Origin of the sequence: Agrobacterium genomosp. 2 str. CFBP 5494 (assembly GCF_900013495.1) — a bacterium.
GTDB lineage: Bacteria > Pseudomonadota > Alphaproteobacteria > Rhizobiales > Rhizobiaceae > Agrobacterium > Agrobacterium pusense.
On record NZ_LT009719.1, the window covers coordinates 1,596,121 to 1,621,840 of the forward strand.

Here is a 25,720-nt window from a genome sequence, read left to right on the forward strand (position 1 = left end):
TTTAGTCCTCAGGAGGAAATGACATGACGAGAAAGAAAATCCGTTTCGGCATCATGCTTCAGGGCCCCGGCGGGCATATGAACGCCTGGCGGCATCCCAAAAGCCCAGTTGACGCTAGCGTCAATTTCGAGTTTTTCAGGAAGAATGCGTTGAAGGCGGAGGCGGCCGGTATCGCCTTCGCTTTCGTGGCGGACGGGCTTTACATCAACGAAAAGTCGATCCCTCATTTCCTCAACCGGTTCGAGCCGCTGACGATCCTTTCAGCGCTGGCCGCGGTGACCTCGAAGATCGGTCTCGCCGGAACCGTTTCGACCTCCTATAGCGACCCCTTCACCATCGCCCGCCAGTTTGCTTCGCTCGATCTCCTGAGCGGTGGCCGCGCCGGATGGAATGCGGTGACGACACCTCTCGAAGGCACGGCGAAGAACTACAGCCGCAATCATCCTGAACATGCGCTGCGTTATGAGATTGCCGACGAATATCTCGAAGTCATCAAGGGTCTGTGGGACAGCTGGGACGATGATGCCTTTGTGCGCAACCGTGAGACGGGACAATTTTTCGACCGCACCAAACTTCACACCCTCGGCCATAAGGGCCGCTTTTTCCAGGTGGAAGGCCCCTTGAACATCCAGCGTTCGCCGCAGGGGCAGCCGGTAGTGTTTCAGGCCGGCTCATCCGATGCCGGCATCGGTCTTGCGGGCAAGCACGCTGATGCGGTCTTCACCAATTCCGCTTCACTTGAGGAAAACCAGACCTTCCTGAAGCGAGTCAAGCAGAGTGCCGTCGCGCAGGGCAGGTCCGCTGCCGATGTGAAGATCTTCCCAGGTATCGGACCGATTGTCGGCGAGACCCAGGAAGAAGCGGAGGCGAAATACGACGTTATCCGCAACCTCATCACAATCGAGGAGGCGCTCGCCTATCTCGGCCGCTTCTTCGATCATCATGATTTCAGCGTCTATCCGCTGGATGAGCCTTTCCCTGACCTGGGCGATATCGGCAAGAACAGTTTCCGTTCAACGACCGACCGCATCAAGCGTCGCGCCAAGGAAAAGAACCAGACGCTACGTGAGGCTGCACTGGAGGCGGCGACCCCGCGTGAGGGCTTCATCGGCACACCGGACAAGGTGGCTGACGAAATCATCCGCTGGGTGGAGCACGACGCTGCGGACGGCTTCATTCTCGGTTTTCCCGTGATCGCCGAAGGGCTGGATGATTTCATCCGCCTTGTCATTCCTGTGCTGCAGCGGCGGGGCTATTTCGATCCGCATCTGGACGGGGCGACGCTGCGCGACCATCTCGGGCTGCCTTTCCGGGAAAGCGTCTACGCCCGCGGCGATAGCGGTTCGGACAAGGCCATCGCATAAGATCGCGGCCGGAGGGCGATCCGGCCGGCGCAGACTTTCAGGACGCGGCGCGTAAAGGGTCGTGCAGGAGATAGAACCATGAACATCCACATTGACGGCGCGCGTCCGCAGGACGACGCCGAACGGGGAATCCTTGCCTTCATCGAGGAGAGCATCGCCATCCGGCGCGATCTCCACCGGCATCCGGAGCTCTCGCTGAAGGAGAAACGCACGGCCGCTCTCATCGCCCGTTATCTTCTGTCCTTCGGATATGAGGTGACGGAGGGCGTCGGCGGCCATGGCGTCGTGGCGACCCTCAAGCGCGGCCATGGCGAAAAACGCCTCGGTATTCGCGCCGATATCGACGCGCTGCCCATTGCCGAGGAAACCGGCCTTGCCTATGCCAGCGACACGCCGGGCGTCATGCATGCCTGCGGTCACGACGGCCATACGACCATCCTGCTCGCAGCAGCCCGTTATCTTGCCGAAACCTCGAGTTTTTCCGGCACGTTGACACTGATCTTCCAGCCCGCCGAGGAAATCGGCGCCGGCGCGAGGGCGATGATAAAGGACCGGCTGTTCGAACGCTTTCCGGTCGACGCCGTCTTTGGCCTGCATAACTGGCCGGGTGTCGAGGCGGGCCAGTTCGGTTTCGTTGAAGGTCCTGCAATGGCCTCCGTCGACAAGGCGAAGGTGCGGATTGTCGGCAGGGGCGGACACGGGGCAGCGCCGCACGAAACGGTCGACCCGGTTCTCGCCTCGGCAAGCTTCGTCACCGCGCTGCAAAGCATCGTTTCACGCAATGTCGATCCGCGCGAGATGGCGGTGCTGACGGTTGGTTCCATTCATGGCGGGACGGCTTCGAATGTTATTCCCGAGAGCGTCGAACTGCAGATCACTGCACGCGCCTTCTCGCCGGTCGTGCGCGACAGGCTGGAGGAGCGGCTTCCGGCGCTGGCAAAGGCGCAGGCGGAAAGCTTTGGCGCAAAGGCCGAGGTTGCTTATGCACGGGGTTTTCCGCCCGTCATCAATCATGCCGTGCAGACGGCTTTCGCCCAAGATGTCGCCAGACGGAACTTCCCGCCAGGACAGATCGCCGAGAACTTTCAGCCGAGAACGGCGAGCGAGGATTTCGCCTTCATGCTGCAGGAGCGGCCTGGTTCCTATCTCTTCGTCGGCAATGGCGACAGCGCGCCGCTGCACAGCCCTCACTACGATTTCAACGATACGATCATCGCGCCTGCGGCGCGCTTCTGGGTGCGTCTGGCGGAAGACTACCTCTCCTGACGCAAAATTTGGGACAAGGACATGAGCGACAGTTTTTTCTACACATCGGTCAAGGATCCGCTCGCGACGCCGCTTCTTGAGGAGTTGCTGTTCGAATATGACAGCCGCTACGGCACATTTTTCAATGCGGAAGGGGCCAAGGCGGAGCTCAACAAATATCCGCCTGAGGCCTTCAGCCCGCCATCTGGCAACTTCCTGCTGCTCCTGCGTGACGGCAAGGCGATCGCCGGTGGGGCTTTCATGCGCTACGACGACGAGACGGCAGAATTCAAGCGCGTCTGGACACACTCCGCCCATCGCAGGCAGGGGCTCGCGAAACTTGTGCTGCGTGAACTGGAGCTGCAGGCGATCCGTCAGGGCTACGGTCGCGTTTATCTGACCACCGGCTTCCGTCAGCCAGAAGCGGTCGGTCTTTATCTGACCAACGGCTACCGCGCCCTGTTCGACACCGCGGCCGATCCCGAGACGATCAAGTCCCTGCCTTTTGAAAAATGGCTGTCTGAAGCTTCTGCGCCCATCAGGGATGGCGCATCGCTTTCGGCCGCGCGGCCGCAACTCTCTCCAGTTCATCCGTGAAAGGCCTTTTCCGATGACGATAGCTTCCGATTTTCCGAATGTCTCGGTGAGTGAACACAAGGGCGAGCCGGTCAGGGACGGTTACGCGCATTTCCGCGTCGTTCCTGCCCGCTATCCACTGCGTACGGCGGGCACCGTTCTTGCGGTTCTCATCATCGCGGCCGTCCTGCATTCCGTCTTCGGTAACCCACGCTGGGGCTGGAATGTATTTGCGGAATGGTTTTTCGCCGAACCGGTGCTTGTGGGGCTAGGCCGGACGCTGCTGCTGACGGCGCTTGGGGCTTTTCTGGGTTTCGTGCTCGGCACCGTTCTCGCCCTTGCCCGCGTTTCGGGGTCTCCCCTGCTTGTCGCGATCTCCTGGACCTATATCTGGATATTCCGTTCCATTCCGCTGATTGTGCTGCTGCTGATCCTCAATAATCTCGGTTATCTCTACGAGACCGTCACGATCGGCGTTCCCTATACCGGTATCAACTTCTTCAGCTGGAACATGACGCAGCTCATGACGCCCTTTGCGGCTGCGGTGCTCGGACTGACGCTACATGCTGCGGCTTTCTCATCGGAGATCGTGCGCGGCGGCATCCTATCAGTCGAACAAGGTCAGCTCGAAGCGGCGGCCTCGCTTGGCCTGCCGCGCCGCCGGCAGTTTTCGCGCATCGTGCTACCGCAGGCGATGAGAACCATTCTGCCCAATGGTTTCAACGAGATCATTCTCCTCGCAAAGGGAACGTCGCAGGTCTATATCCTCGCGCTGCCCGAGCTATTCTATACGATCCAGATCATCTATCGCCGCAATCTGGAAGTGATCCCGCTGCTGATGGTTGCCACCGTCTGGTATCTGGTGATCCTGACCGCGCTTTCCATCGTCCAGCATCACATCGAGCGGCACTTTTCGCGTGGCGCGCTGCGCAACCCTCCGCCCTCACTATTTGCAACGCTCTACCGCACAATCCGGCCGCGCCGGCCCTTGCCTGAAGCGGTGGAGGCACCAGCGCCTGCGGACGCTAGAGCCGAACGGCCGGCCGCCGTCAGGACCGGTAGTTTCCAGCTCGGAAATCGCGGTGGTTCGGTCAATATTCACGGTGTTTCGAAGTCTTTCGGCTCGCTGAAAGTCCTTGATGATGTCACCGTTTCCATTCCGGCGGGCAGTGTCACCACCATTCTCGGCCAGTCCGGGTCCGGCAAGTCCACCCTGCTGCGCTCCATCAATCACCTGGAACGCGTGGATGATGGCTTCATTGCCATTGACGGCGAACTGGTCGGATATCGCCAGCAAGGCGACACGCTCTACGAGCTGAAGGAGCGGGAGATCCTCAAGCGACGCGTTGAAGTGGGTATGGTTTTTCAGAGCTTCAACCTCTTCCCCCATCTTACCGCACTGGAAAATATAGCCGAAGCGCCGGTCGTGGTTCGCGGCATCAAGAAGGAGCAGGCCGAGGCGGAGGCGAGGGATCTTCTGGCTCGCGTCGGTCTTGCCGAAAAGTCCGGAGCCTATCCGCGTCAGCTTTCAGGCGGCCAGCAGCAGCGCGTGGCGATTGCGCGGGCGCTTGCCCTACGGCCAAAGGTGCTGTTGTTCGATGAGCCGACCTCGGCGCTTGATCCCGAACTCGTCAACGAGGTGCTTGACGTCATCAAGGAACTGTCCCGGTCCGGCGTCACCCTCATCATCGTCACGCACGAGATCGGTTTTGCCCGCGAAGTTTCCGACAGGGTGATCTTCATGGAGCAGGGGCGGATTCTCGAAACGGGCACGCCTGACAAGGTGTTCAATAATCCCGAGCATCCGCGCACAGCCGAATTCCTCGCCAAAGTTCTCTAATCAACAAAAAGGAAACACTCACATGGCTTTTTCATCGAAATTATTATCCCTGCTCGCCGGTGGTCTTTTCACGGCCACTGCCGCGCTCATCCCGGCAGCGCATGCGCAGGAGGTTGACCTGTCGCCGGAGCAGAAGGGTCGCGTTCGCGCAGAAAAGGTGGAGGAGGCGATCAAGCTTCTGCCTGCCGGCCACAAGTTCGTTGCCGATGGAAAGCTGACGGTTGCGACCGTACCTTTCCGGTTGCCGCTGGTGGATTATGCGAGCGACACGAAGACGCCGATCGGCGTGGAGCCAGATATTGCCCAGCTCGTCGCCGACAGCCTTGGACTTGAACTTCAGCTTGTCCCCATCGCCTGGGCCGACTGGCCGCTCGGTCTCACATCAGGCAAATATGACGCCGTGACGTCTAATATAACGGTGACGGAGGCCCGTAAGGAAAAGTTCGATTTCTCCAGCTATCGCAATGACCTGCTGGGCTTTTACGTGGGCAACAACAGCAAGGTCACGTCAATCGGCAAGCCCGAGGATGTCGCCGGGCTGAAGGTGATCGTCGGCGCGGCCACCAATCAGGAGCAGATACTCTTGAAGTGGATCAAGGACAACAAAGCCAAGGGCCTGGCCGACACCGAGGTACAATATTACGACGACCAGGCGGTGCTTGATGTCGCCCTGCAATCCGGCCGCGCGGATGCCTATCTTGGCCCCAATGCCACCTCTGCCTTCCAGGCGGCAAGCCAGAAGAAGACGAAGCTCGTCGGCACCTTCTCCGGCGGCTGGCCCGAAGCGGCGGAAATCGCCGTCGCTTCGAAAAAGGACGCCGGTATTGCCGAAGCCATCACTGCCGCACTGAATGCCCAAATCAAGAACGGCAACTACGGTAAGGTGCTCGCCCGCTGGAATCTGGGCTCGGAGGCCATCACCGAATCCCGCACAAACCCGCCCGGTCTGCCCAAGAGCTGAGAAGGCATATCGCTGACAGCCAAGTTGCCGAAAAAGCTGAGTTGAAGGTGGGACATCACTCAGCCGGTAGCGCGGGCCTCCTCCCGCCCGCGCTACCTCCGTCCCGCGATCAATATCGGGAAACACCAATGACTTTCACCTTTCGCCTGACCTCCGTCACGCTCGGCGCCTTTCTTTCCTTTGCCGGCTTCGCGTCTGCTTTCGCAGATGATGTCTTCGATCTGTCGCCGGATCAGCCTGGGCGTGTCAGGGTCGAGAAGGATGCCGGCGCCATTGCCGCCATCCCGAAGGATTTCCGGTTCGTCTCACCAGGCAAATTCACCGTGGCCGTTTCACCGGGCGGCCCGCCGCTGGCCACTTATGCAACCGATGCCAAGACTGTCGTAGGGGCCGATCCCGATTATGCGCTCGCCGTTGCCGACAGTCTCGGGCTTGAGCTGGAACTGGTGGCGGTCGCCTGGGCGGACTGGCCGCTGGGGCTCGCGTCGGGCAAATACGATGCGGTGATCTCGAATGTAGGTGTCACGGAGCAGCGCAAGGAAAAGTTCGACTTCTCCACCTACCGGCAGGGTCTCCACGGCTTCTTCGTCAAGTCCGACAGTGGCATAAGCGCTATCAGGGAGCCGAAGGATGCGGCGGGGCTGCGTATCATCGTCGGCGCCGGCACCTTTCAGGAGCGTATCCTGCTGAAATGGAGCGACGAGAACGTTGCCGCCGGTTTGAAGCCGATCGAGCTGCAATATTACGACGATGAAGCAACGCGGCTTGTAGCCCTTTCGGCAGGGCGGGCGGATGTAATCGTTCAGCCGCATGCCCAGCTGGTTTTCACCGCCGCACGCGACAAGACAATCAAGCGTGTCGGAACCCTTTCCGCCGGATGGCCGGAACGTTCCGACGTTGCAATCACCACCCGCAAGGGTTCGGGACTGGCCGATGCATTGACACTCGCCACCAACGACCTGATCAAGAGTGGTGCCTATGCGAAAATTCTCGACCGCTGGCAACTTTCCGAAGAGGCGCTGCCGGAATCGCGGACCAATCCTCCCGGACTGCCGAAAAGCTGACCTGCAGATGAGATGCGGCGGACTGCAATACCCGCTGGGTCAGCCCCGCGGGTATTTGTCCGTCAGAAATCCGCGACCTTGCCCCAGGCCGAGCTGTTAAAACGGCTGGGATGATAAGGCGCGGGATCGACGATCGGGCTGGCGCCAGTGACGATATCGGCAATGAGGTGGCCCGCTCCCGGACCTATGCCGAAACCATGGCCGCTGAAGCCCGCGGCGAGGATGAAGCCGGGCAATTCGATGGTTTCACCAATGGCAGGTACGCCATCCGGTGTGCTGTCGATAAAGCCGGCCCATGTGGTCGAAACCTGCGTTTTGCGCAGAGCAGGCAGGAGCTGCAAAGCTCTTTCATGGGTTTCGCGGATCGCTGCCGCATTCGGTTTCGGATCCAGAATGCGAACCCTTTCCATGGGGGTCGGCGCATCGAGCCGCCAGTTTTTCAGTGACTCATGGCCGCCGCGAACGCCTTCCAGGCCGCCCGGCCTGAGACTGCGCCAGCGCTTGAGGAACATCGGCACGAACTCACGCGCAAACCGCGCCTGCTGCGCCGTCGGGTCAATGCGTCCAAGCCCGCTGATGGCGAGCGTATAGCCCCCATTATTCCGCTTCGTTACCGAGACGGCGGCAGTGTGCAGCGCATCCGGCAGACCTTCCGCGCCGGGCGTAACGGCGAGAATAGAGGACCGAACCGAAGCCTGTGGAAAACGGATGCCCAGCTGGCGGCAGAATGAAGAGGCCCAGGCGCCGCCGGACATGATCGCCGTTTTCGTGCGGATGGTTCCTTTTTCGGTAACGACGGCGCTGACGCGACCATTTTCCGTCTCAAGGCCCCGCGCGGCGCAGTTCTGATGTACCGTGCCGCCCAGCTTCATGATGGCACGCGCTACGGCGGGGGCCGCCATGGAAGGATCGGCTGTCCCGTCGGTCGGTGAAAAAACGCCCCCCCTCCAGCGTTTTCCGGTCGCATGCCCACGCTCGCTCGCCTCATCTGCGCTCAACATATGGGTCGTCACGCCGGCAGTAAGGGCAAAGTCGCGCCAGCGCGCCCATCCAGCAAGCTCGGCCTCGTTGTCGCTCAGGTAAAGCAGCCCGCAGCGGCGAAAGCCGGTGTTCTCGCCGCTTTCGGCCGCAAATCGTTCCCAGAGCGTAAGGCTCTGCGTCGAAATCGGCAATTCCCTTGCGTCGCGGTTCTGCTGCCGGCACCAGCCCCAGTTCCGGCTGGATTGCTCGGCGCCGATAAGACCTTTTTCGACAAGGGCGACTTTCAGGCCGCGCTGCGCGAGGTAATAAGCAGCGAATACGCCGACGATGCCGCCGCCGATGATGACGGCGTCAGCCGCTTTCGGCAGGTCCGGCGATGTCGTTATCTGTTGCAGCGGGGCGGGCATGGTCTGGCTCCTTATAGTCGTCCTAATTTACCTTGGCCGGCGCGCAAACGTTGCCAGACTGGGCTCTCTGTCGGAATTTCCTGCTGTTCGCAGACCTCTCTGCAACTCTTTCTGCTGAATGAAAAAAACATCGTTGCGTCGACAGCGCGCGTCCATGTGGTAAGATTTCAATTGCCGCGCCAGAATTTTATGCCGCGTGTCTGAAAAAACAAAAGGGGTTCCGCACGTGATGAAACTTGACCGGATCGATATCAAGATTCTCTATGAACTTCAGAAAAACGGTCGCATCACCAATGTCGAGCTGGCGGAACTTGTCAATCTTTCGCCAAGCCCCTGCCTGATGCGGGTGAAGAAGCTCCAGTCGGAAGGTTATATCGAGGGGTATTCGGCGCAGATCAACATCAACAAACTCGGCCAGACGCTGACGGTCTTCACCGAGATCACACTCAAGAATCATCGCCAGATCGATTTCGCCCGCTTCCTCGGGGTCGTTGAAAAAATCGACCAGGTGGTGGAATGCCATCTCGTTTCCGGCGGTTACGACTACCTCCTGAAATTCGTCACGTCGGGCATTGTCGAATATCAGTCGATCATGGAAAGGCTGACCGATATGGACGTGGGCATCGACAAATATTTCAGCTTCGTGGTGCTGAAATCGCCGATTATCAAATCGCATATGCCGCTGACCAGCCTGTTTCCGCTTTGAAGTGAGAGGTAGTACATCAGACGTCCGCAGAACCGATGGGTTTGACAGGGGGTTGCACTTACACTCCGTCACCCCGGACTTGATCCGGGGTCCAGCGCGATCAAGTCCTTGATTGCAAAAGACTCTTCTCACGGGGCAGACGCGCCGTGGCTGGATGCCGGATCAAGTTCGGCATGACGGAGGACAGCGTCTCAATCCTCTTTGGTAATCACCCAGGTTTTTGCAACGCCTTACTGTTTTTCAGCAGCTCACCGCTTGGAAAACGCCCGCACCAGCTCTGCATCCTGCTGAAGATTGTCGAGCCATGTCGGGTCGAGTTTGGGTACCGAAGAGAAGAGCAGCTTTGAATAGTGATGCGTCGGCGATTTTATGGCTTCCGTCTCCAGATGCTCCACCTTCTTGCCGGCGTACATCACCACGATTTCGTCGCAGATGGTCTCCACCACCGAGAGATCGTGGCTGATGAAGATGTAAGAGAGGTTCAGCTCCCGCTGCAATTCGCCGAGAAGATCGATGATGGCGGCGGCAACCACGGTGTCCAGCGCCGAGGTGATTTCGTCGCAGATGATGAGTGATGGTTCGGCGGCCAGCGCCCGGGCGAAATTGACGCGCTGCTTCTGCCCGCCTGACAGGCCTGAGGGATGACGGTGGCGCACCGAGCGCGGCAGCTTCACCATGTCGAGAAGCTGATCGACCCGCGCATCCCGGGCCTTGCCCTTCATGCCGTGATAAAAGGTCAACGGCCGGCCGAGAATATCCTCGATCGGTTTCGAAGGGTTAAGCGCGGTATCGGCATATTGGAAAACGATCTGCATGCGGCGCAGCTGGTCGCTTGTCCGATGGCGGGCATCGGCATCCAGCTCCTTGCCTTCGAAAATGACATGGCCGCCTGCCGCCGGAAGAATGCCGGCAATGGCGCGTGCCAGTGTCGATTTTCCGCAGCCGGATTCGCCGATGATACCGAGATTGCGACCGGGATAGACCGAAAGGCTGACGGAATCCACGGCGCGCACGAGCGGCATCCTGTCGTCGCCCTTGGTGCCATATCCAGCGATCAGATTTTCAATATCCAGCAACGGTGCTGCCCGCTCCTGCGTTGGCGGGGCGACCGCGCGGACCTTGTCATGAAATGCCGTCAGCAATTCCTTTGTGTAGGGATGCTGCGCATTTTCGAGAATATCCCTGGTGGTGCCGGTTTCCTGTACCTCGCCGCCTTTCAGCACCACGATCCGGTCGGCGATCTGGGCAACGACGGCGAGATCGTGTGACACATAGACACCTCCGATGCCGCCCTTACGCATTGCCGATTTGAAGGCGCGCAGGACCTCGATCTGGGTCGTGACGTCGAGTGCGGTGGTCGGTTCGTCGAAGATCACCAGCTTTGGATTGCCGATCAGCGCCATGGCCGCGGAGAGGCGCTGAAGCTGACCGCCGGAGACCTGATGCGGATAACGGTCACCGATGGTTTCCGGGTTGGGCAATGAGAGCGCCTTGAAGAGCTCAACCGCGCGTGCACGGGCTTCCTGCGGCGGCATCAGGTGATGGATGCGGGTGACTTCGATGACCTGATCTATGATCTTCTGTGCCGGGTTGAAGGCGGCAGCAGCGCTTTGCGGGACATAAGTGACTTGTGTGCCGCGGACCCTTTCGCGCTCTGTTTCGGAAAGCTGCACCATATCCTGACCCGCCACCTTGACGCTGCCGCCGGAAATGCGGCAACCGGGGCGGGCGTAACCCATCAGCGTCAGGGCGATGGTGGTCTTGCCGGAGCCGCTTTCGCCGATCAGTGCGACGATTTCGCCATCGGCGATATCGATGTCGACGCCCTTGATGATATCGATGCGACGGCCTGAATCGGTGGTTGCCTCGACCTTCAATCCGCGGATTTCAACGAGATTGTTCATGCTTCGCTCCTGTCGCGAATTTTCTGCGGCAGATTGTCGATCAGCAGGTTCACGCTGATCGTCAGGCTTGCAATGGCCAGTGACGGAAAAATGACCGCGGGGGCCGCGAAAGGCAGGCCGCCAATGTTTTCGCGCACCAGCGCACCCCAGTCGGCATTGGGTGGCTGCAGGCCGAGGCCAAGGAAGGAAAGGCCAGAAAGAAGCAGGACGATAAACACGAACCGTACGCCGAGATCGGCAAGCACGGGCCGGATGATGTTCGGCAGAATTTCGGAGCCGATGAGATAAAAGAGGCTCTCGCCGCGAACACGCGCCACTGTGACGAAATCCATTGTGTTGACATTGACTGCAAGCGCGCGCGCAAAACGATAGGCGCCGGGCGTGTAGATGACCGAGAGCGTGACGATCAATACCGGAATGGACGAACCGACAGCGGCGACGACCACGAGGCCGAAAAGCTTGCTTGGAATGGAATTCACCGCATCGAGAAACCGGCTGAGCGCGGCGTCGAACCAGCCGCCGATGACGGCGGCGCACATGCCGAGCACAACGCCGCAGGTGCAGGCGATGGCGACCGCTGCCAGCGAAATGCCGACCGTGAAACGTGCGCCCATGAGAATACGGGAAAGCACGTCACGACCGAGATAGTCCGAACCGAGCCAGAGCTCTGATGTCATCGGCCCGAAATAATCGAAATCGACGATTTCACCGACCGGATGCGGAATGAGATATGGCGCGAAGATCGCAACCATGGCCCAGAGAAAGATGACGAGAAAGCCGAAAACGCCGACTGCGTTGATCTTGTAACCCAAACGCGAGGTCCCCGAAGTTGTTTTGACATGATCGGCCATCAGCGCAGCCTCGGATTGGACATGATGGCGACGATGTCTGCCGTCGTGATGAGGAGGAGATAACCGACGCAGAAGATCATTGCGCAGGTCTGGATCAGCGGCAGGTCGCGGGTGGCGACGCCATCGACCATCAGCTTGGCGATGCCGGGATAATTGAAGATCGTCTCGACGATGATAACACCGCCGACAAGATAGGAGAGCGAGAGCGCCACCGCGTTGACAATGGGGCCGAGCGCGTTTGGCAGCGCGTGGCGCAGCACGATGCGCATGCGCGGCGCACCTTTCAGCAGCGCCATTTCGACATAGGGCGTGTCGAGTGTCTCGATAACGGCGGCGCGGCTCATGCGGATCATTTGAGCGGAGACAACGAAGGTCAGGGTGATGACGGGCATGGCGTAAACACGCAGCACATCGAAAAGCGTGTGCACTTCGCTGACGAGCGATAGCGCCGGCAGCCATTTCAGGTAAACGGCAAAAAGCAGCACCGCGAGCGTCGCGATCATGAATTCCGGCACCGAAATGACGCCGATGGTCAGCACGGTGACGGCCCGGTCATAAAGCGTTCCCCGCAGCATGGCGGAACTGATGCCGAGCGTCAGCGCCAGCGGCACGGCGATGATGGTCGTGATGCCAGCCAGCTTCATGGAGTTGATGAAACGCGGGCCGATGAGATCGGCAATCGCCATGTTATTGGCATAGGACGTGCCGAGATCTCCCCGCACCAGGCCGAAAAGCCAACGGATGAAACGCAGCAGGGCGGGATCGTCGAGATGCATGGCTGTACGCAGGCCGGCAACGGCTTCAGGCGTCGCCGCCTGGCCGAGGAGGATCGTCGCGGTGTCGCCGGGTAACAGGCTGGTGGCTGAAAAGACGATAAATGAGACGATAAGCAGCGTCGTCAGCATGACGACCAGCCGCCTGGCGACAAGGGATAATATCCGGCTGTTCATTCACATGCTCCTGCAACCTGCCTGATGGTGGAGGCTTCCCGCATCTTGGGGAAAGCTTGCCGGGCGCTGTTTCACGCCAGGCACCATGGTTTATCAGGCTTCGAGCCAGACGTATTCCGCGAAGGCGTAACCCATCATGCCGCCGAGTGGATTGGCTTCCAGCCCCTTCAGCTTGGAGGAGATTGCGTCCACATTGGTGAGATAGGCGGGAATGATGGTGCCTGCTTCGTCGGCGATCATCGTCTGCATCTCGAAGTAGATCTGCTTGCGCTTCTCCATGTCGAGCAGGCCGCGCGCCTCCAGCATCAACTTGTCGAATTTTTCCGACTTGTACTGGCTTTCGTTCCACGGCGCGTCCGATGCATAAAGCAGCGAGAACAGGATGTCGGGCGTCGGACGCGGGTTGATGTTGCCGAAATGGATCGGGGCCTTCAGCCAGTAATTGCTCCAGTAGCCGTCGGCGGGAACGCGCTGCACGTCCAGCTTGACGCCGATTTCCGCAGCCGAAGCCTGGATGATCATCGCCATGTCGATGGCCGAGTTCGCCGCGTCGGAGGTAATGACCGGGATGGACTGGCCAATGACGCCGGCTTTTTCGAAGTGGAACTTCGCCTTTTCGGGATCGAAGGCTTTCGGCTTCAGATCCGGATTGTGATAGGGGCTCATGGGCGGCACCGGCTGGTCGTTCCCCACTTCCCCAAGTCCGCGCAGGGCCGCCTTGACGATCTGCTCGCGATTGACGATCGACTTCATGCCGGCAATGAAATCGGCCTTGTTACCGGGGGCCTGATCAAGACGGATGTTGAGATTGGTGTAGTTGCCGGACGTTCCCTTCGACAGGACAACGCCCTCCTGCTTGTCGAGCAGACGGAGCGCGCGCGGGTTGATGGCGGCGGCGAGCTGGATATCACCGGAGAGAAGCGCGTTGACACGGGCATTATCGTCCGAGATCGCGAAGAACTCGAAGCTGTCGACGTGCGGTCCGCCGGATTTCCAGTAATTGGTATTCTTCGCCATGATCGAGCGTACCCCCGGCTCGAATTTTTCGAGCTTGAAGGCACCGGTGCCATTGCCCTTGGAGAAATCGGTGGTGCCGTCCGCTACGATCATGAAGTGGTGCATGGCAAGGATCGTCGGCAGGTCGGCATTGGCGCTGGCCAGCGTAATCTCGACGGTGCTCTTGTCGACGGCCTTGAAGCCGGTCATCTGTGCCGCGATCTTGGCAACCTTGGAGCCGACGGCTGGATCGAGATGGCGCTTCAGCGAATAGACCACGTCGTCGGCGGTCAGCGCCTTGCCGTCGTGGAAGGTCACTCCTGAGCGGAGTTTCACGGTCCAGGTCTTGGCGTCTTTGGATTCGATCGATTCGGCCAGCTCCATCTGCGGCGTGCCGGAAATGTCGAGAAAGCTCAGGCGGTTGTAGAGCGCGCAGCAGCGGACATAATCCGTCGAGAGCGAGGCTTTGGCCGGATCCAGCGTATCGGCAGTGGAGGCCGACCAGCCCGCCGCCTTCAGCGTGCCGCCGGAAACCGGGGTAGCCGCCACGGCTTGCGACGCGCGGCCGAGGATCGCCGAACCGGCGGAAAGGGCCACGCCGCCCGCCAGCATCATGTGAAGCAGTTCGCGCCGTGTGGCGCCGCGGCGTATCGCCTGTTCAACGGCAGCATCATCGGAGCGGGTCCAGTTTGAAATCCTGTCACTCATGGTCTTCCCCTTTTGTATGATTTCTTGAAATGCGTCTGTAGAAATTATCTGCGGCTGGGCACCGGTGTGCGCCACGCCGACAGCAGCGGCGCTCAGCCGCCCGTTTGTCTGGCGGCTTCGGCAAGGCCGGCCATGGACGTGAAGTGATAATCCGGTTCGGTGAAGTTTTCCGGCTCGATCGTGCCGCCATATCCCTTCTGGGCATGGCGACGCTCTATCCAGCAATTGGTCATGCCGAGTTTTCGGGAAATGCCGATATCGTGGTACTGGCTCTGCGCCACGTGCAGAATGTCGTCCTTCGACGCTCCTTCGCTTTCCACGAAGGAGAAGACCTTCTCGAAGAAGGCAGGGTCGGGCTTTTCAGTGCCGGTGTCATCCGCGGTGAAAGCGGCGTGGAAGGGGTTGCCGAGTTCCTTCGAGAAATAGTCGAAGGCCCAGCGTCGGGCGTTGGTCATGGCGATCAGGCGGTGGGTCTTTGAAAGTTCGGCCATGGCGGCGCGGCTGTCGGAAAAGCCTTTCCAGTCCTTCGCCGCGTCGCGCAGACGCTCACCATAGGCGCGCTCCACCGGCAGGCCGAGCTCAGGGGCAATGATGAGGTAGACGCGCACGAGATCATCGGGAAAAAGGTCGGTCGCGTCGGAGTAGCGGGCCGCACGGTAGAGCGCGAGCGCCTTTTCACCATCGACCTCAACACCGTTTTCCGCACCGATTGCGGCCAGCGTCGATGTCAGACCCCGTTCGAAATCGATGAGGGTTCCCACCACGTCGAAGCTCATATATTTGAAGTCGCTCAGTTTTTTGGGCAATGTCGGTCTCCGCTCTGCCGCCACGTCCTTTTTAGGGGAGGGTTGCGGCATTTTATTTCGTTCCCGGACGGAATCCTTGTCCCGTTCCCATTTTTGAAAACGCCTGTTTTAGTGGCGTTTTGTGCTTTTTCTTAGGGATAGTTTGGCAGGTCCGGCGCGCCGGATTCTCCGAAATGGATCGGCTCTTCGGCAGAATATTGCGAATATGCGCTGTGTGGCGACATTTCGCGAAGGTGCCGGAAAGAGCCGGTCGCCGCTTCAGGCCATGGCCGCCCGCACGGCCGGGTCCTCTAACGTCTGATCGAGGGTTTTAAGCGTTCGTTCGATTATCGCATCGATCTCGCCATCCGTACAGCAGAGCGGCGGCGCGTAGCCGAGGATGCCGTTCGCGAAGGCGCGCACGATGAGGCCGTTCTCCCAGGCGCGGTCAAAAACCCTGCGGGCCGGTATGGCCGCTGCCGGAAGCGGGGTTTTTTTCTCCTTGTCGGTCACAAGCTCGACGGCGGCAAGCATGCCGCGGCCGCGCACATCGCCGACCAGCGGATGGCTTCTCAGCCCTTCCAGCCCCGCCATGAGGCGCGCGCCGGCGCGGCGGCCATTCTCCAGAAGGCCGCCTTCGTAAAGCTTCAGCACTTCCAGGCCCACGGCTGCGCTGACCGGATGAGCGGAATAGGTATAGCCATGGCCGACCGCCGCTTCGCCTGCGAAATCGGCAATCGTGTCGTAGACATGGTCGGCCATGAATACCGCGCCCATCGGCACGTAGCCGGACGTGAGGCCCTTCGCCGCGGTGATGAAGTCGGGCACGATATCTTCGTCGGCGCAGGCAAAAAGCGGGCCGGTACGCCCGAAGCCGGTGATGACTTCGTCGGCGACGAAAAGGATGCCGTATGACTTGCAGAGGTGCCGCATGGCCTTGATCCAGCCGGGCGGCGGCACGAGCACCCCGCCTGAACCCTGAATGGGCTCCGCATAAAAGGCGGCGACGCGCTCCGGACCGATCGTCTCGATCTTGTCCTTCAGAATTTGCAGGGAGGAGGCGATGATGGCGGCGGGATCGCTTCCGGCAGGGTTGCGATAGGCGTAGTGCGACGGGATTTTGTGCTGCCAGTCGTAAGGCACGCCGAAACCAGCATGGAACGCGGGCAGGGCGGTGAGGCCCGAACCGGCGGTGGTGGAGCCGTGATAACCCTGTTCGATGGAGATGAACTGGTCACGCTGCGGCTCACCCCTGGCGTGCCAGTAATAGCGGATGAAACGGATGGTGCTGTCCACGGCATCGGAGCCGCCAAGCGTGAAATAGACATGGTTCAGGTCGCCGGGCGCTCGGTCGGCGAGTTCCGACGCAAGCCGGATGGCCGGCTCGCTGCCAATGTCGAAATAGGCTGTGGCATAGGGCAATTCCCGCATCTGTCTGGCCGCGGCCTCAACGATGCTGTCATGACCATAACCGGCATTCACGCACCACAGACCGGCAAAGCCATCGATGAGCTGGTGGCCGGTGATGTCGGTGACGGTGGCGCCGCTTGCCGATTTCAGCACCCGCACGCCCAGCTTCTCATGGCCGCGGAAGGAGGAGACGGGGTGCACCAGATGGGCGCGGTCCAGTTCGATCAGGGAATTGCTTAACATGGGTCTCTCTCCGGATTCAGCCGAGTGCCTGGCTGGTCAATGCAAATGTTTTGAATTTTCTGCCGGGGGCGATATCGGTCTTCGGTCGGCGCATGGCGATGCCGCCGCCGACATGGGCAAGACCATTTTCGACGAGCCATGGGGCGAGACCCGTATCGGCGGTGGTGTCCACCCGCAGGAACATGCCGGGGCGCTCGGCAATGACGAAAGCGATGAGGGCCTTTGCAGTTTCAGCATTTTCTGCCACGACCGGGCCTATGACCTCACCGCGCCCGAAGGCACGCAGGGCTGCAAAGCCCTTGAGGACGCCCTCCTGCCGGACTTCGGCAAAACGCGCTCTCGCGACAAGCGCTGCAAATAGTGCGGTGCGGTCCGCGCCGAACGCCTGCGCATCGAGCACCGCAAGCTCCCCTGGAACGACGGTCTCGAGCCAGGCGACACCCGCCGGCTTTTCGCCACGAACAGGAACACCCTGATGCTGGAGCACTTCCCCCGAGGCGACGAAGCCCATTTTTTCATAGAGGGGAAGGCCATCGGCCGTGGCGACCAGGCGGCATTCGCGCTTTTCGGTGGCGCCGATCGCCGCATCCATCAGACGGCGGCCAAGACCGCGCCCGCGCATTGCCTCATCCACGATCACCATATTGACGGTGGCGCAGCCATCTCCCAGCAACGTCGCCATTGCGGTTCCGACGACACGGCCGTTTTCGAGCGCGACGAAGCCATTGCTGATTGAAAGGACAAGCGCCCAGTCTTCCTTGCGATGCGGCCAACCGGCCTGGCGCGAGAGTTCGACGGCGGCGTCAAGATGGTCAGGTTGAAAGGACTGGATGTCGATGGGGCTGGCGTGCATGCCGAAACTCCGTTTGCTCTGCTGGTTCATTGATAGACTGAGGTTTGAAGAAGATTGTCCCGACAAATGGGAAGGTTCGATATGTTTCGCTGTTGCTTTTATCCGTTGCCGCATCTTATGCCGCCTGTCGTGCGCGCCTGGCGGCAAACCGGGCCGGGCGAGGGCATCCGGGTTTCTCCGCGCGCAACTCTCTGCCAAACTGGCAGCTACATACGCAACAATCTGCTTTCGCGACGGGCAATTGCGGTGCGCCGACGGGACAAAGGCTTTCTATGATCTCATTATTCCGGCCACACTCGATCCCCAATCAAGGATGACGACGACATGACCATCTTCCGCCCGAAATACATCACTTTCGATTGCTACGGTACGTTGATTAACTTTCAGATGGCCGAGGCCGCCCGCGATCTTTACGGCGACCGCCTGGATGAAGCGCAGATGCAGGAATTCATCAAGAATTTCTCCGCTTATCGTCTGGACGAGGTCATGCATGACTGGAAGCCTTACGCTGAAGTCGTTCACAACGCGCTGTCACGGACATGCAAGCGCAACGGCGTATCCTTCAAGGACGAGGATGCCATCATGACCTATGAGCGCGTTCCGACCTGGGGTTCGCACGCGGATGTCCCCGCTGGTCTGGCGAAGGTCGCCAACGAAATTCCGCTCGTCATCCTGTCCAACGCCATGAATTCGCAGATCATGTCGAATGTCGCAAAGCTCGGTGCGCCGTTCCATGCCGTCTATACGGCCGAGCAGGCGCAGGCCTACAAACCGCATTTCAAGGCTTTCGAATATTTGTTCGACATGCTCGGCTGTGGTCCGGAAGACATTCTCCACGTCTCGTCCTCATTCCGTTACGACCTGATGTCGGCCCATGATCTCGGCATCAAGAACAAGGTCTGGGTCAATCGCGGCCACGAACCGGCAAACCCTTATTATGGTTATGTCGAGATCGCCGATATTTCCGGTCTCGCGGGTGTTGTCGGACTGTAAGGAAAGGACCAGGCCATGAAGCTCGTCTCCTACTGGCACGATACTGCCCCCTCTTTCGCGGGGGCGGCGGAAGGTCCTGTAGAGGGTCACTATGATGTGGCCATCATCGGCGGCGGCTTTACCGGTCTTGGTGCCGCGCGCCAGCTCGCGAAAGCGGGCGAGCGCGTCGTTGTTCTGGAAGGGCAGCGGGTCGGCTGGGGTGCTTCCGGCCGCAATGGCGGGCACCTCAATAACGGCCTTGCCCATTCCTATCTTTCCGCCAAGGCGGAGCTTGGCAAGGAACGGGCCGTTGCCCTTTACAAGGCGCTGGACGCGTCAATCGACACGCTGGAGAGCCTGATCGCCGAGGAAGGTATCGACTGTGATTTCCGCCGGGCGGGCAAACTGAAAATGGCCTCGAAGCCGCAGCATTTCGAAGGGCTGGCGAGGAATTTCGAAGCAGTCCACGCCGAGGTCGATCCCGATACGGCGCTTCTGTCCGCCGCCGATCTGACGGCGGAAATAGGTTCGCCCTTTCATGGCGCCATGCTCTCGAAGAAGAGCGCCATGATGCATATGGGCCGTTATGTGGCAGGGCTCGCCGAAGCTGCCAGCCGTCATGGCGCGGTTATCTTCGAAAATGCGTCGGTGACGAAACACATCCAGAACGGCGGGCTTCACGAACTTGAAACCGCGCGCGGCAAGGTGACCGCGGACAATGTTTTCGTTGCGACGGGCGCTTACACGCCCTCCGGTTTCGGTTATTTTCGCCGGCGCATTATCGCCGTCGGCAGTTTCATCATCGCCACGCGGCCGCTGACGGATGCAGAAGTGAAGGCGTCGGTTCCAGGTAATCGAACCTATGTCAATTCCATGAACATCGGCAACTACTTCCGGCTGGCTCCGGATAACCGGCTGATCTTTGGCGGCCGTGCGCGCTTCTCCGCCACGTCGGACCAGCGTTCTGACGCCAAGAGCGGAGCGATCCTGACGGAAAGCCTCCATCGCATTTTTCCCCAGCTTTCGCATGTGCCGATAGACTATTGCTGGGGCGGACTGGTGGACATGACCAAGGACCGCTATCCGCGGGCCGGCTATCACGATGGCGTCTGGTATGCCATGGGCTATTCCGGTCACGGGGCGCAGCTTTCCACACATCTCGGCATGGTGGTGGCGGACGCCATTCTGGGGCGGCCGGACAACAACCCGCTAAAGGGGCTTGAGTGGCCGGCGGTGCCAGGTCATTTCGGCAAGCCCTGGTTCCTGCCGCTCGTGGGTTTATATTACAAGATGCTGGACAAGATACAGTAGCCGGCCGCAATTTGTGGCCGCGCCAGCCAGGCGCGGCCTCTCCTTGAATGCCCCGGATGAACGGTCAACCCGCGCGCTTCAGTTGAAGGTGGGATACACCCGCTGCAACATTCACGCCGGTTCCCACTTCGGCGCTGATCGGCTGCAGGGCAAAGTTTTTGGCATTGCCGCCGATCAGCGCATTGGCACCGAGACCGACCCCGACCGACGCTCCTGCGGAAGCGCCGACATAATCACCGCTCAGCGCACCGTCACCCACACGGCTTGCCGCCGTGTTCAGCACGATCCAGCTCATATAGGTCTTGCCGGTCACGCCGATGTCGAGACCGAGCTTGCCGATCTTTCCCGTGTAGCGCTCAGTCTTTCCTGAGCGCTGGCGGAATTCGCAGTTCACCGCCTTGCTGGATCCGACGACGAGGCCGACGCCGCCGGCGATTTCACACGACAGCGTGCCGACACGCTCCTTCTGCGCGGTTTCCGTAGCGCGCTTGCCGTTGTGCTTCGTCTCGGCGGAAGCGAGTGGGGCAATGGCCAGCGTTGCAATTGCAGTTGCGAGAACGAGTTTTTTCATTGTCTGTCACTCCTGTTATCATTCACGAGGCGGATGCGTGGGGAAGAGGCATCCAGATAGGGATAGGGCGGCTGCCGGATCGCCAGATCCGCAATGATCGGCCGCGATGCGAAACATTCCGCGATGATCACCGCACGTTCGAAGGCAGAGAGCGTTTCAACCTCGCCCGAGAGCACAATACGGCCCTCGACCGACGTGACGGAGATTGAGCTTTTCTCCTGTCCGTCAGCATAGGCGATTACGGCCTGCAGGGCGGCGCAGAGGCTGACCTCCTGCGGAAGGCAGCTTGCCGCCGGGGTTGCTTCGCACGCAAGCATCATGGTGAAACCTCCTGCCTTGAACATTGACGGTTCACTTGAATGCTTTTTTGACGGTATCCTTCGTCTGGCCCAGCTTTTCCTGCGCCTGGCCGGCCAGTTTTTCGGCCTTGCCTTCAGCCTGAAGCTTGTCATTGCCGGTGATCTTGCCGGCTGCTTCCTTGATCGTGCCCTTTGCCTGACGGGCGATACCTTCGATACGGTTATTGTCCATGACGAACTCCTTCCATCGTTTGAGCGTGCCGCGGTTGGTAACGGCATGATGGAAAGGTAGCCCTGGAATAGTGCTCCTTGCAGAGCATTAGCTACTAGTTCAACTGGTACAAATTGACCTATTTTGCGGGTGGCGAATGTTGTTTTTCCCGGCGGCCGGCAAAACCGCGCTCCCTAGCCCAGATGACCGCCGCTGTGCGGCGGTTGACGCCGATCTTGCCGTATAGCGACGCGATATGATTGCGGATGGTATGTCTGGACAGGTTCAACCGGTCGCTCATTTCCTTGTCGCTGCATCCGTCGCAGATCAGAGACAATATCTGCTCTTCACGCTCGGTGAGATCCTTGAGCGAAGCGGAAGATGACGCCCCGCGGGAATTCTGCCTGAGCCCTGCCAGCCGTTCCACCACGGTGCGACTGAACCATGATGTATCGGCCATGACGCTCTCGATCGCCTCGATCAGTTCGTTCTCGGAGCGGCGTCGTTCCGTCACATCCTGTATCGCCCAGATGACACAGAGTTGGTCATTGATCTCGGCGCGTTCTGCAGAAACGATACATTCGGCCGCGCTGCCATCGGCAAGGTTCATGCGCAGGTTCTCGTTGCGGATCGGGATATTGTCCTTCAGCCGCTTTTCGACATCGCGCCGTGCTGCCACATCGTCCCACAATTTCAGTTCGCTCGCCGTCTTGCCCACCACCTCGGCTTCCTTGCGTCCGCACAGCGTCAGAAATGCATCGTTGACTTCTGTCAGCACGAAATCTTCAAGCCTCGAAATCGCAGCCGGTGCGGGCGAGAGTCGGAAGGATTTGAAAAAGCGCTCCTCGCTCTGGCGAAGTGCATTTTGTGCTTTCCGGCGGCCGTCGAGATCGGCGAAGGTAAAAAGCATGCACGGCTCTTCGGAAACGGCGATGGTTTCTCCCGCCACGATCACCAGCCGGTCGCCGCCGGGAATGGGGATGAGCGCCTCACGCTGGCGTATGACACGTCCTTCATGCAGGCGTTTCAGCGCATCCTCGCCGGTATCGCATTCGGAAAACAGGCCGAGTTCCTCGACGCTGATGCCGATAATATCCTCCCGGCTGAAGCCGGTCATTTCCAGAAAGCCCTGGTTGACACGAATGAAGCGCTGGTCTTCAAGCCTGCAGATGAGACCAGGTGCGGGATTTGCGTTAAAAGCACTCTCGAAACGTGCCTCCGCTTCGTAGCGCGGCGTCTCGTCACGAATGATCAGCACCAGCACATCCGGTTTCGCGCCGGCATCTTCCAGGATGAGGCCACGCACGGTGTGCACCCAGCATTCGGTTTCATCGTCACTCGGAGATATTTCCACAGTGACGTCTTCAAAGGTCTCGCCGGCAAGAAGCCGCTCAAGCGGATATTGCCCTGCGTCTAGAAGGTGATTATTGCGATACCGAAGCGTGAAATTCCGCCGGTAGCTTTCGGTATCGTCGCCGAGTTCGGATACCGATTCTATGCGGTGCATCACAAGCGCCGCCCTGTTGGCCCAGGCGATTGTTCCGTCGTTTTCGAGAAGGATCAGCCCGTCGCTCAGCCCGGTTACGAGATTTTGCAATACGAGCCGGTTGATCTTGGGAATGGTCACGCTGTCGTCCATGTCGCCCCTGGCATCTAGAAACTTTATGCCTTTATAACGCCAAGTTCCGCCAAGTGTTGCAAGGCACGGATAGACGACACGATAACGCGCCGCGTGACCGCGATAAGCGCCGGAATCGGATGGTGCGGATTTGTTGGCTGTCCGTCATCCCGTCACCTCAAGGCTCATTTTCGCCCCCTGCAAACGCGGCGGTGATCACTTGCTTATGGGCGCGCGCATCGGACATACTGCCTCTTGAACCACAGATGCCAAGGGCAAGACGACGCCAGTGACTTGAAGCTGGGTCGCGCAGCCATCCGAGAAGATTGAGCCATGAATACCCGATTCCTCGAAACCTTTCTCTGGGCTGCCCGATTGAGCAGCTTTTCGGCAGCCGCGGAACGCTTGCACACGACCCAGGCATCTGTTTCAAACCGCATCGCCGCGCTGGAGCGGGAGCTTGGCGTCGTGCTGTTCACGCGTGATGTGCGCTGCGTCAACCTGACGCCCGCCGGTCGTCTGGCGCTGCAACATGCCGAAAAGATCGTCAATCTCACCGGCGAATTTCGGCAAATCGTCAGCAATCGGGAAGCGCTGAGGGGGACGGTGAGGATCGGTGCTGCCGATACGATCGTGTATGCCTGGCTGCCGCTTCTCATCCGCCGCATGAACGAGCAATATCCCGGCGTCAGTCTGGATCTGACAATCGATACCAGCCTGAAACTTTCACAGCGTATCCAGAACGGCGAGGTGGATGTCGGCTTCATCATGGGGCCGATCATGGCTGCTGACATCTATAACTCACCGCTTTGCACCTTCGAATCCTGCTGGGTGGGCGCGGTCGAACTGCCGCTGCCGGAAACCGGCGTGACGCTTGAAGATATCGCGCATTTTCCGTTGCTTACCTTCTCCACCGGCTCGCAGCCGCATCAGGCGTTGCGGGCGCTTCTGGATTCGCACGGCCTGTCCGACAGCCGCATTTATAATTCGAATTCACTGTCGATCATGACACGCCTCGTTGCCACGGCCGTCGGCGTCGGTGCGCTGCCGCGTGTCTTGGTGGACGGCATCATCAAATCTGGGGAAGCGCGTATTCTCGACATCACGCCATCGGTGCCGCCCCTGACCTTTCACACGGTTTACCAGGAGCGAGGCGACAATGCGCTCGCCCGCGCGATCGCCGACATGGCGACGGAAATCGTCAGTGAAACCACGATTCAGTGGATGACCGCCGCAGCTTAATTTTTATGCTGCATTGCGAGATGATTAATCTATAAGCTTATCTTATGGGTTTCGATAGAGTTTTTCCGTTTGTCACGAAAACAGTTCCCGTTCTTAATTCTCCTCGCAACATGAGAGGAGAGCAACGTGAAAGTCTCACTTGTTCAAATGAATACCCAGAATGACAAGGCAGAGAACCTGAAGGTTGCTGCCGATTTGATTGAGAATGCAGTCAAGGCGGACAATCCCGACCTTGTTGTTCTTCCTGAATACTTTGCATTTCTTGGAGATAATCCTCAGGAGATGCATAAAAGCGGCGAGGAATTTCCCGGCGGTGAAATCTATACGCTGCTTTCGGGGCTCGCGAAGAAGCATGCCATAACGCTCCATGCCGGCTCCATCGTCGAGAAGGAAGGCAACCGCTTCTATAATTCGACCCTCGTTTTCGGCCCTGATGGCAAGCAGATCGCCCGTTATCGCAAGATTCACCTGTTCGACGTCGATACGCCGAACGGCATCAGCTACCGCGAATCCGATTCCGTCGCCCGCGGCGAAGAGGTCGTAACCTATAAGGTTGGCGACAAGACGGTCGGTTGCGGCATCTGCTACGATATCCGCTTCCCGGAACTGTTCCGTGCGCTGCGGGACAAGGGCGCGGATGTCATCGTTCTGCCGGCTGCATTCACGCTGATGACGGGGAAGGACCATTGGGAAGTGCTGGCCCGCGCCCGCGCCGTCGAGACGCAGACCTATTTCCTTGCCGTCGGACAGATCGGCACCCATGCGGGTGGAAAGAAAGCCTGCTGGGGACATTCCATGGTCATCGATCCGTGGGGTCACATCGTCGCGCAATGCTCCGACACTGTCGGGACAGCCGGCGCCGCTCTCGACTTCGACTATTCGGCCAAGGTGCGCGCCAACGTGCCGGTGGCGAACCACCACGTTCTCTGATCGGAGAAAGACCCAATGTTTATCGTTAACCCCATGCCGGAACAGATCGGCCCCGACATCATCGAACTTCTTGAAAAGGTCGAAGTCGCGACGATCGGCCATGTGCTCCATTCCGGTTTCGTCGATCCTGAAATCCGGGCGGTCCTTCCGGGCAAGCGCGTGGCGGGCACCGCCGTCACGCTTCGCATCCCGAATGCGGATTCGACCATGCTGCACTACCTGACGCAACTCGTGCGTCCGGGGGATATCGTTCTCATCGACCGTTGCGGTGATACCCGCCACGCTTGCTGGGGCGGCGTCATCACCAACACCATGAAGATGGCCGGTGTCAAAGCCGGTGTCGTCGATGGTCCAGCGACCGATTTTTCGGAGTTCACCAAGGTGGACATGCCCATGTGGTGCCGCGGCCCGTCGCCGATCACCACGAAGATCCTCGGTCTGGAAGGCGCGATCAATATTCCAATCAGCGTTGGCGGCCAGGTGATCAATCCGGGTGATGCGATCCTGTGCGATGAGAGCGGTGTGGTCGCCCTTCATCCGAGCCAGGCTCGCGCCATGGCGGAGCGCGCCATCGGCATGCAGGAAGCCGAGATCGTGCTTCTGGAGCGCCTGCGCAACGGCGAGAAGCTGCCGGATATTTCGGGCGCCAATAAATTCGTCCAGGCCAAGCTCAGCGCCTGACACAGGCTTACGGGTGGCGGATCCGTTCGCCACTCCCAATA

At 59.7% G+C, this 25,720-nt stretch carries 24 protein-coding genes; 12 read left to right on the forward strand and 12 right to left on the reverse strand.

All coding sequences use genetic code 11. The features are described 5' to 3' along the window. Positions 1-23: 23 nt before the first annotated feature. From AGR2A_RS22295 to AGR2A_RS22320, 6 genes are all read left to right on the forward strand, one after another. Positions 24-1,364, forward strand: a complete 1,341-nt coding sequence (locus AGR2A_RS22295; RefSeq protein ID WP_072493133.1) for an LLM class flavin-dependent oxidoreductase — start codon at positions 24-26, stop codon at positions 1,362-1,364. 78 nt (positions 1,365-1,442) lie between these two features. Continuing rightward, positions 1,443-2,630 carry a M20 aminoacylase family protein gene (locus tag AGR2A_RS22300; RefSeq protein ID WP_072493132.1) on the forward strand — a complete coding sequence of 396 codons (1,188 nt, stop codon included), beginning with the start codon at positions 1,443-1,445 and terminating at the stop codon, positions 2,628-2,630. A 21-nt stretch (positions 2,631-2,651) separates the two neighbouring features. Continuing rightward, positions 2,652-3,206: a GNAT family N-acetyltransferase gene (locus tag AGR2A_RS22305; RefSeq protein ID WP_072493131.1), complete on the forward strand. Its 555-nt coding sequence runs from the start codon at positions 2,652-2,654 to the stop codon at positions 3,204-3,206. A 13-nt stretch (positions 3,207-3,219) separates the two neighbouring features. Beyond that, the gene (locus AGR2A_RS22310; protein ID WP_072493430.1) at positions 3,220-5,025 is read left to right on the forward strand and encodes an amino acid ABC transporter permease/ATP-binding protein; all 1,806 of its coding nucleotides are present in this window, start codon (positions 3,220-3,222) and stop codon (positions 5,023-5,025) included. 22 nt (positions 5,026-5,047) lie between these two features. Next, the gene (locus AGR2A_RS22315) at positions 5,048-5,986 is read left to right on the forward strand and encodes an ABC transporter substrate-binding protein (protein ID WP_004445450.1); all 939 of its coding nucleotides are present in this window, start codon (positions 5,048-5,050) and stop codon (positions 5,984-5,986) included. Between the two features lie 128 nt (positions 5,987-6,114). Continuing rightward, positions 6,115-7,050: an ABC transporter substrate-binding protein gene (locus AGR2A_RS22320; RefSeq protein ID WP_072493130.1), complete on the forward strand. Its 936-nt coding sequence runs from the start codon at positions 6,115-6,117 to the stop codon at positions 7,048-7,050. Positions 7,051-7,112: 62 nt separating this feature from the next. Here the strand turns inward: AGR2A_RS22320 and AGR2A_RS22325 are convergent, their stop codons facing one another. Next, entirely contained in the window at positions 7,113-8,438 is a 1,326-nt protein-coding gene (locus AGR2A_RS22325; protein ID WP_022562877.1) for an NAD(P)/FAD-dependent oxidoreductase, read from the reverse strand. A gap of 229 nt (positions 8,439-8,667) precedes the next feature. Between AGR2A_RS22325 and AGR2A_RS22330 the strand changes: the two genes are divergently transcribed. Beyond that, complete coding sequence (locus AGR2A_RS22330; protein ID WP_004445447.1) at positions 8,668-9,144, forward strand: Lrp/AsnC family transcriptional regulator; 477 nt, start codon at positions 8,668-8,670, stop codon at positions 9,142-9,144. A gap of 248 nt (positions 9,145-9,392) precedes the next feature. Here AGR2A_RS22330 and AGR2A_RS22335 read toward each other — a convergent pair whose 3' ends face one another. The 7 genes from AGR2A_RS22335 to AGR2A_RS22365 form a co-directional block, all read right to left on the reverse strand. Then, positions 9,393-11,048, reverse strand: coding sequence for an ABC transporter ATP-binding protein (locus tag AGR2A_RS22335; RefSeq protein ID WP_072493129.1), 1,656 nt, complete (start codon positions 11,046-11,048; stop codon positions 9,393-9,395). Beyond that, positions 11,045-11,899, reverse strand: coding sequence for an ABC transporter permease (locus AGR2A_RS22340; RefSeq protein ID WP_004445444.1), 855 nt, complete (start codon positions 11,897-11,899; stop codon positions 11,045-11,047). Before AGR2A_RS22340 ends, AGR2A_RS22335 begins: the two co-directional genes overlap by 4 nt. Continuing rightward, positions 11,899-12,849: an ABC transporter permease gene (locus tag AGR2A_RS22345; protein ID WP_072493128.1), complete on the reverse strand. Its 951-nt coding sequence runs from the start codon at positions 12,847-12,849 to the stop codon at positions 11,899-11,901. Before AGR2A_RS22345 ends, AGR2A_RS22340 begins: the two co-directional genes overlap by 1 nt. A 93-nt stretch (positions 12,850-12,942) precedes the next feature. Then, a complete protein-coding gene (locus tag AGR2A_RS22350; protein WP_006698417.1) occupies positions 12,943-14,553 on the reverse strand; it encodes an ABC transporter substrate-binding protein in 1,611 nt (536 codons plus the stop codon). 92 nt (positions 14,554-14,645) lie between these two features. Beyond that, a complete protein-coding gene (locus tag AGR2A_RS22355) occupies positions 14,646-15,359 on the reverse strand; it encodes an HAD-IA family hydrolase (protein WP_072493127.1) in 714 nt (237 codons plus the stop codon). Between the two features lie 258 nt (positions 15,360-15,617). Next, positions 15,618-16,991, reverse strand: coding sequence for an aspartate aminotransferase family protein (locus tag AGR2A_RS22360; protein WP_072493126.1), 1,374 nt, complete (start codon positions 16,989-16,991; stop codon positions 15,618-15,620). A 16-nt stretch (positions 16,992-17,007) separates the two neighbouring features. Then, positions 17,008-17,844 (reverse strand): GNAT family N-acetyltransferase, encoded by an 837-nt coding sequence (locus tag AGR2A_RS22365; RefSeq protein ID WP_072493429.1) that lies wholly within the window; start codon positions 17,842-17,844, stop codon positions 17,008-17,010. Positions 17,845-18,168: 324 nt separating this feature from the next. Here AGR2A_RS22365 and AGR2A_RS22370 point away from each other — a divergent pair, with 324 nt between their 5' ends. Both AGR2A_RS22370 and AGR2A_RS22375 read left to right on the forward strand, forming a co-directional pair. Then, positions 18,169-18,837 carry a haloacid dehalogenase type II gene (locus tag AGR2A_RS22370; RefSeq protein ID WP_072493125.1) on the forward strand — a complete coding sequence of 223 codons (669 nt, stop codon included), beginning with the start codon at positions 18,169-18,171 and terminating at the stop codon, positions 18,835-18,837. A 15-nt stretch (positions 18,838-18,852) separates the two neighbouring features. Beyond that, entirely contained in the window at positions 18,853-20,127 is a 1,275-nt protein-coding gene (locus AGR2A_RS22375; RefSeq protein ID WP_072493124.1) for an NAD(P)/FAD-dependent oxidoreductase, read from the forward strand. 64 nt (positions 20,128-20,191) lie between these two features. On the opposite strand, the gene AGR2A_RS22380 is transcribed toward AGR2A_RS22375, so the two are convergent. From AGR2A_RS22380 to AGR2A_RS22395, 4 genes are all read right to left on the reverse strand, one after another. Beyond that, the gene (locus AGR2A_RS22380) at positions 20,192-20,698 is read right to left on the reverse strand and encodes a DUF992 domain-containing protein (RefSeq protein ID WP_072493123.1); all 507 of its coding nucleotides are present in this window, start codon (positions 20,696-20,698) and stop codon (positions 20,192-20,194) included. Further along, positions 20,695-21,042 carry a BON domain-containing protein gene (locus AGR2A_RS22385; RefSeq protein WP_080823375.1) on the reverse strand — a complete coding sequence of 116 codons (348 nt, stop codon included), beginning with the start codon at positions 21,040-21,042 and terminating at the stop codon, positions 20,695-20,697. The genes AGR2A_RS22380 and AGR2A_RS22385 overlap by 4 nt, the downstream gene beginning before the upstream one ends. A gap of 7 nt (positions 21,043-21,049) precedes the next feature. Next, positions 21,050-21,229, reverse strand: a complete 180-nt coding sequence (locus AGR2A_RS22390) for a CsbD family protein (RefSeq protein ID WP_004445431.1) — start codon at positions 21,227-21,229, stop codon at positions 21,050-21,052. Positions 21,230-21,347: 118 nt separating this feature from the next. Continuing rightward, positions 21,348-22,847 (reverse strand): helix-turn-helix transcriptional regulator, encoded by a 1,500-nt coding sequence (locus AGR2A_RS22395; protein ID WP_072493122.1) that lies wholly within the window; start codon positions 22,845-22,847, stop codon positions 21,348-21,350. Positions 22,848-23,159: 312 nt separating this feature from the next. On the opposite strand from AGR2A_RS22395, the gene AGR2A_RS22400 reads away from it, so the two are divergent. The 3 genes from AGR2A_RS22400 to AGR2A_RS22410 all read left to right on the forward strand — a co-directional run bounded on the left by AGR2A_RS22400 (position 23,160) and on the right by AGR2A_RS22410 (position 25,679). Next, positions 23,160-24,068 carry a LysR family transcriptional regulator gene (locus AGR2A_RS22400; RefSeq protein ID WP_004445429.1) on the forward strand — a complete coding sequence of 303 codons (909 nt, stop codon included), beginning with the start codon at positions 23,160-23,162 and terminating at the stop codon, positions 24,066-24,068. Positions 24,069-24,215: 147 nt separating this feature from the next. After that, positions 24,216-24,998: a carbon-nitrogen hydrolase family protein gene (locus tag AGR2A_RS22405; protein ID WP_234797343.1), complete on the forward strand. Its 783-nt coding sequence runs from the start codon at positions 24,216-24,218 to the stop codon at positions 24,996-24,998. 15 nt (positions 24,999-25,013) lie between these two features. After that, a complete protein-coding gene (locus AGR2A_RS22410) occupies positions 25,014-25,679 on the forward strand; it encodes an RraA family protein (RefSeq protein ID WP_006698407.1) in 666 nt (221 codons plus the stop codon). Positions 25,680-25,720 lie beyond the last annotated feature (41 nt).

What these genes read in the sequence shown, in the direction of transcription:
- AGR2A_RS22410 (WP_006698407.1), top strand. Translation starts at nt 25,014, where the DNA reads ATGTTTATCGTTAACCCCATGCCGGAACAGATCGGCCCCGACATCATC.
- AGR2A_RS22295 (WP_072493133.1), top strand. Translation starts at nt 24, where the DNA reads ATGACGAGAAAGAAAATCCGTTTCGGCATCATGCTTCAGGGCCCCGGC.
- AGR2A_RS22310 (WP_072493430.1), top strand. Translation starts at nt 3,220, where the DNA reads ATGACGATAGCTTCCGATTTTCCGAATGTCTCGGTGAGTGAACACAAG.
- AGR2A_RS22325 (WP_022562877.1), bottom strand. Translation starts at nt 8,438, where the DNA reads ATGCCCGCCCCGCTGCAACAGATAACGACATCGCCGGACCTGCCGAAA.
- AGR2A_RS22340 (WP_004445444.1), bottom strand. Translation starts at nt 11,899, where the DNA reads ATGGCCGATCATGTCAAAACAACTTCGGGGACCTCGCGTTTGGGTTAC.
- AGR2A_RS22315 (WP_004445450.1), top strand. Translation starts at nt 5,048, where the DNA reads ATGGCTTTTTCATCGAAATTATTATCCCTGCTCGCCGGTGGTCTTTTC.
- AGR2A_RS22365 (WP_072493429.1), bottom strand. Translation starts at nt 17,844, where the DNA reads ATGCACGCCAGCCCCATCGACATCCAGTCCTTTCAACCTGACCATCTT.
- AGR2A_RS22360 (WP_072493126.1), bottom strand. Translation starts at nt 16,991, where the DNA reads ATGTTAAGCAATTCCCTGATCGAACTGGACCGCGCCCATCTGGTGCAC.
- AGR2A_RS22345 (WP_072493128.1), bottom strand. Translation starts at nt 12,849, where the DNA reads ATGAACAGCCGGATATTATCCCTTGTCGCCAGGCGGCTGGTCGTCATG.
- AGR2A_RS22405 (WP_234797343.1), top strand. Translation starts at nt 24,216, where the DNA reads ATGAATACCCAGAATGACAAGGCAGAGAACCTGAAGGTTGCTGCCGAT.
- AGR2A_RS22330 (WP_004445447.1), top strand. Translation starts at nt 8,668, where the DNA reads ATGAAACTTGACCGGATCGATATCAAGATTCTCTATGAACTTCAGAAA.
- AGR2A_RS22300 (WP_072493132.1), top strand. Translation starts at nt 1,443, where the DNA reads ATGAACATCCACATTGACGGCGCGCGTCCGCAGGACGACGCCGAACGG.
- AGR2A_RS22400 (WP_004445429.1), top strand. Translation starts at nt 23,160, where the DNA reads ATGAATACCCGATTCCTCGAAACCTTTCTCTGGGCTGCCCGATTGAGC.
- AGR2A_RS22305 (WP_072493131.1), top strand. Translation starts at nt 2,652, where the DNA reads ATGAGCGACAGTTTTTTCTACACATCGGTCAAGGATCCGCTCGCGACG.
- AGR2A_RS22320 (WP_072493130.1), top strand. Translation starts at nt 6,115, where the DNA reads ATGACTTTCACCTTTCGCCTGACCTCCGTCACGCTCGGCGCCTTTCTT.
- AGR2A_RS22375 (WP_072493124.1), top strand. Translation starts at nt 18,853, where the DNA reads ATGAAGCTCGTCTCCTACTGGCACGATACTGCCCCCTCTTTCGCGGGG.
- AGR2A_RS22385 (WP_080823375.1), bottom strand. Translation starts at nt 21,042, where the DNA reads ATGTTCAAGGCAGGAGGTTTCACCATGATGCTTGCGTGCGAAGCAACC.
- AGR2A_RS22350 (WP_006698417.1), bottom strand. Translation starts at nt 14,553, where the DNA reads ATGAGTGACAGGATTTCAAACTGGACCCGCTCCGATGATGCTGCCGTT.
- AGR2A_RS22390 (WP_004445431.1), bottom strand. Translation starts at nt 21,229, where the DNA reads ATGGACAATAACCGTATCGAAGGTATCGCCCGTCAGGCAAAGGGCACG.
- AGR2A_RS22395 (WP_072493122.1), bottom strand. Translation starts at nt 22,847, where the DNA reads ATGGACGACAGCGTGACCATTCCCAAGATCAACCGGCTCGTATTGCAA.
- AGR2A_RS22370 (WP_072493125.1), top strand. Translation starts at nt 18,169, where the DNA reads ATGACCATCTTCCGCCCGAAATACATCACTTTCGATTGCTACGGTACG.
- AGR2A_RS22335 (WP_072493129.1), bottom strand. Translation starts at nt 11,048, where the DNA reads ATGAACAATCTCGTTGAAATCCGCGGATTGAAGGTCGAGGCAACCACC.
- AGR2A_RS22380 (WP_072493123.1), bottom strand. Translation starts at nt 20,698, where the DNA reads ATGAAAAAACTCGTTCTCGCAACTGCAATTGCAACGCTGGCCATTGCC.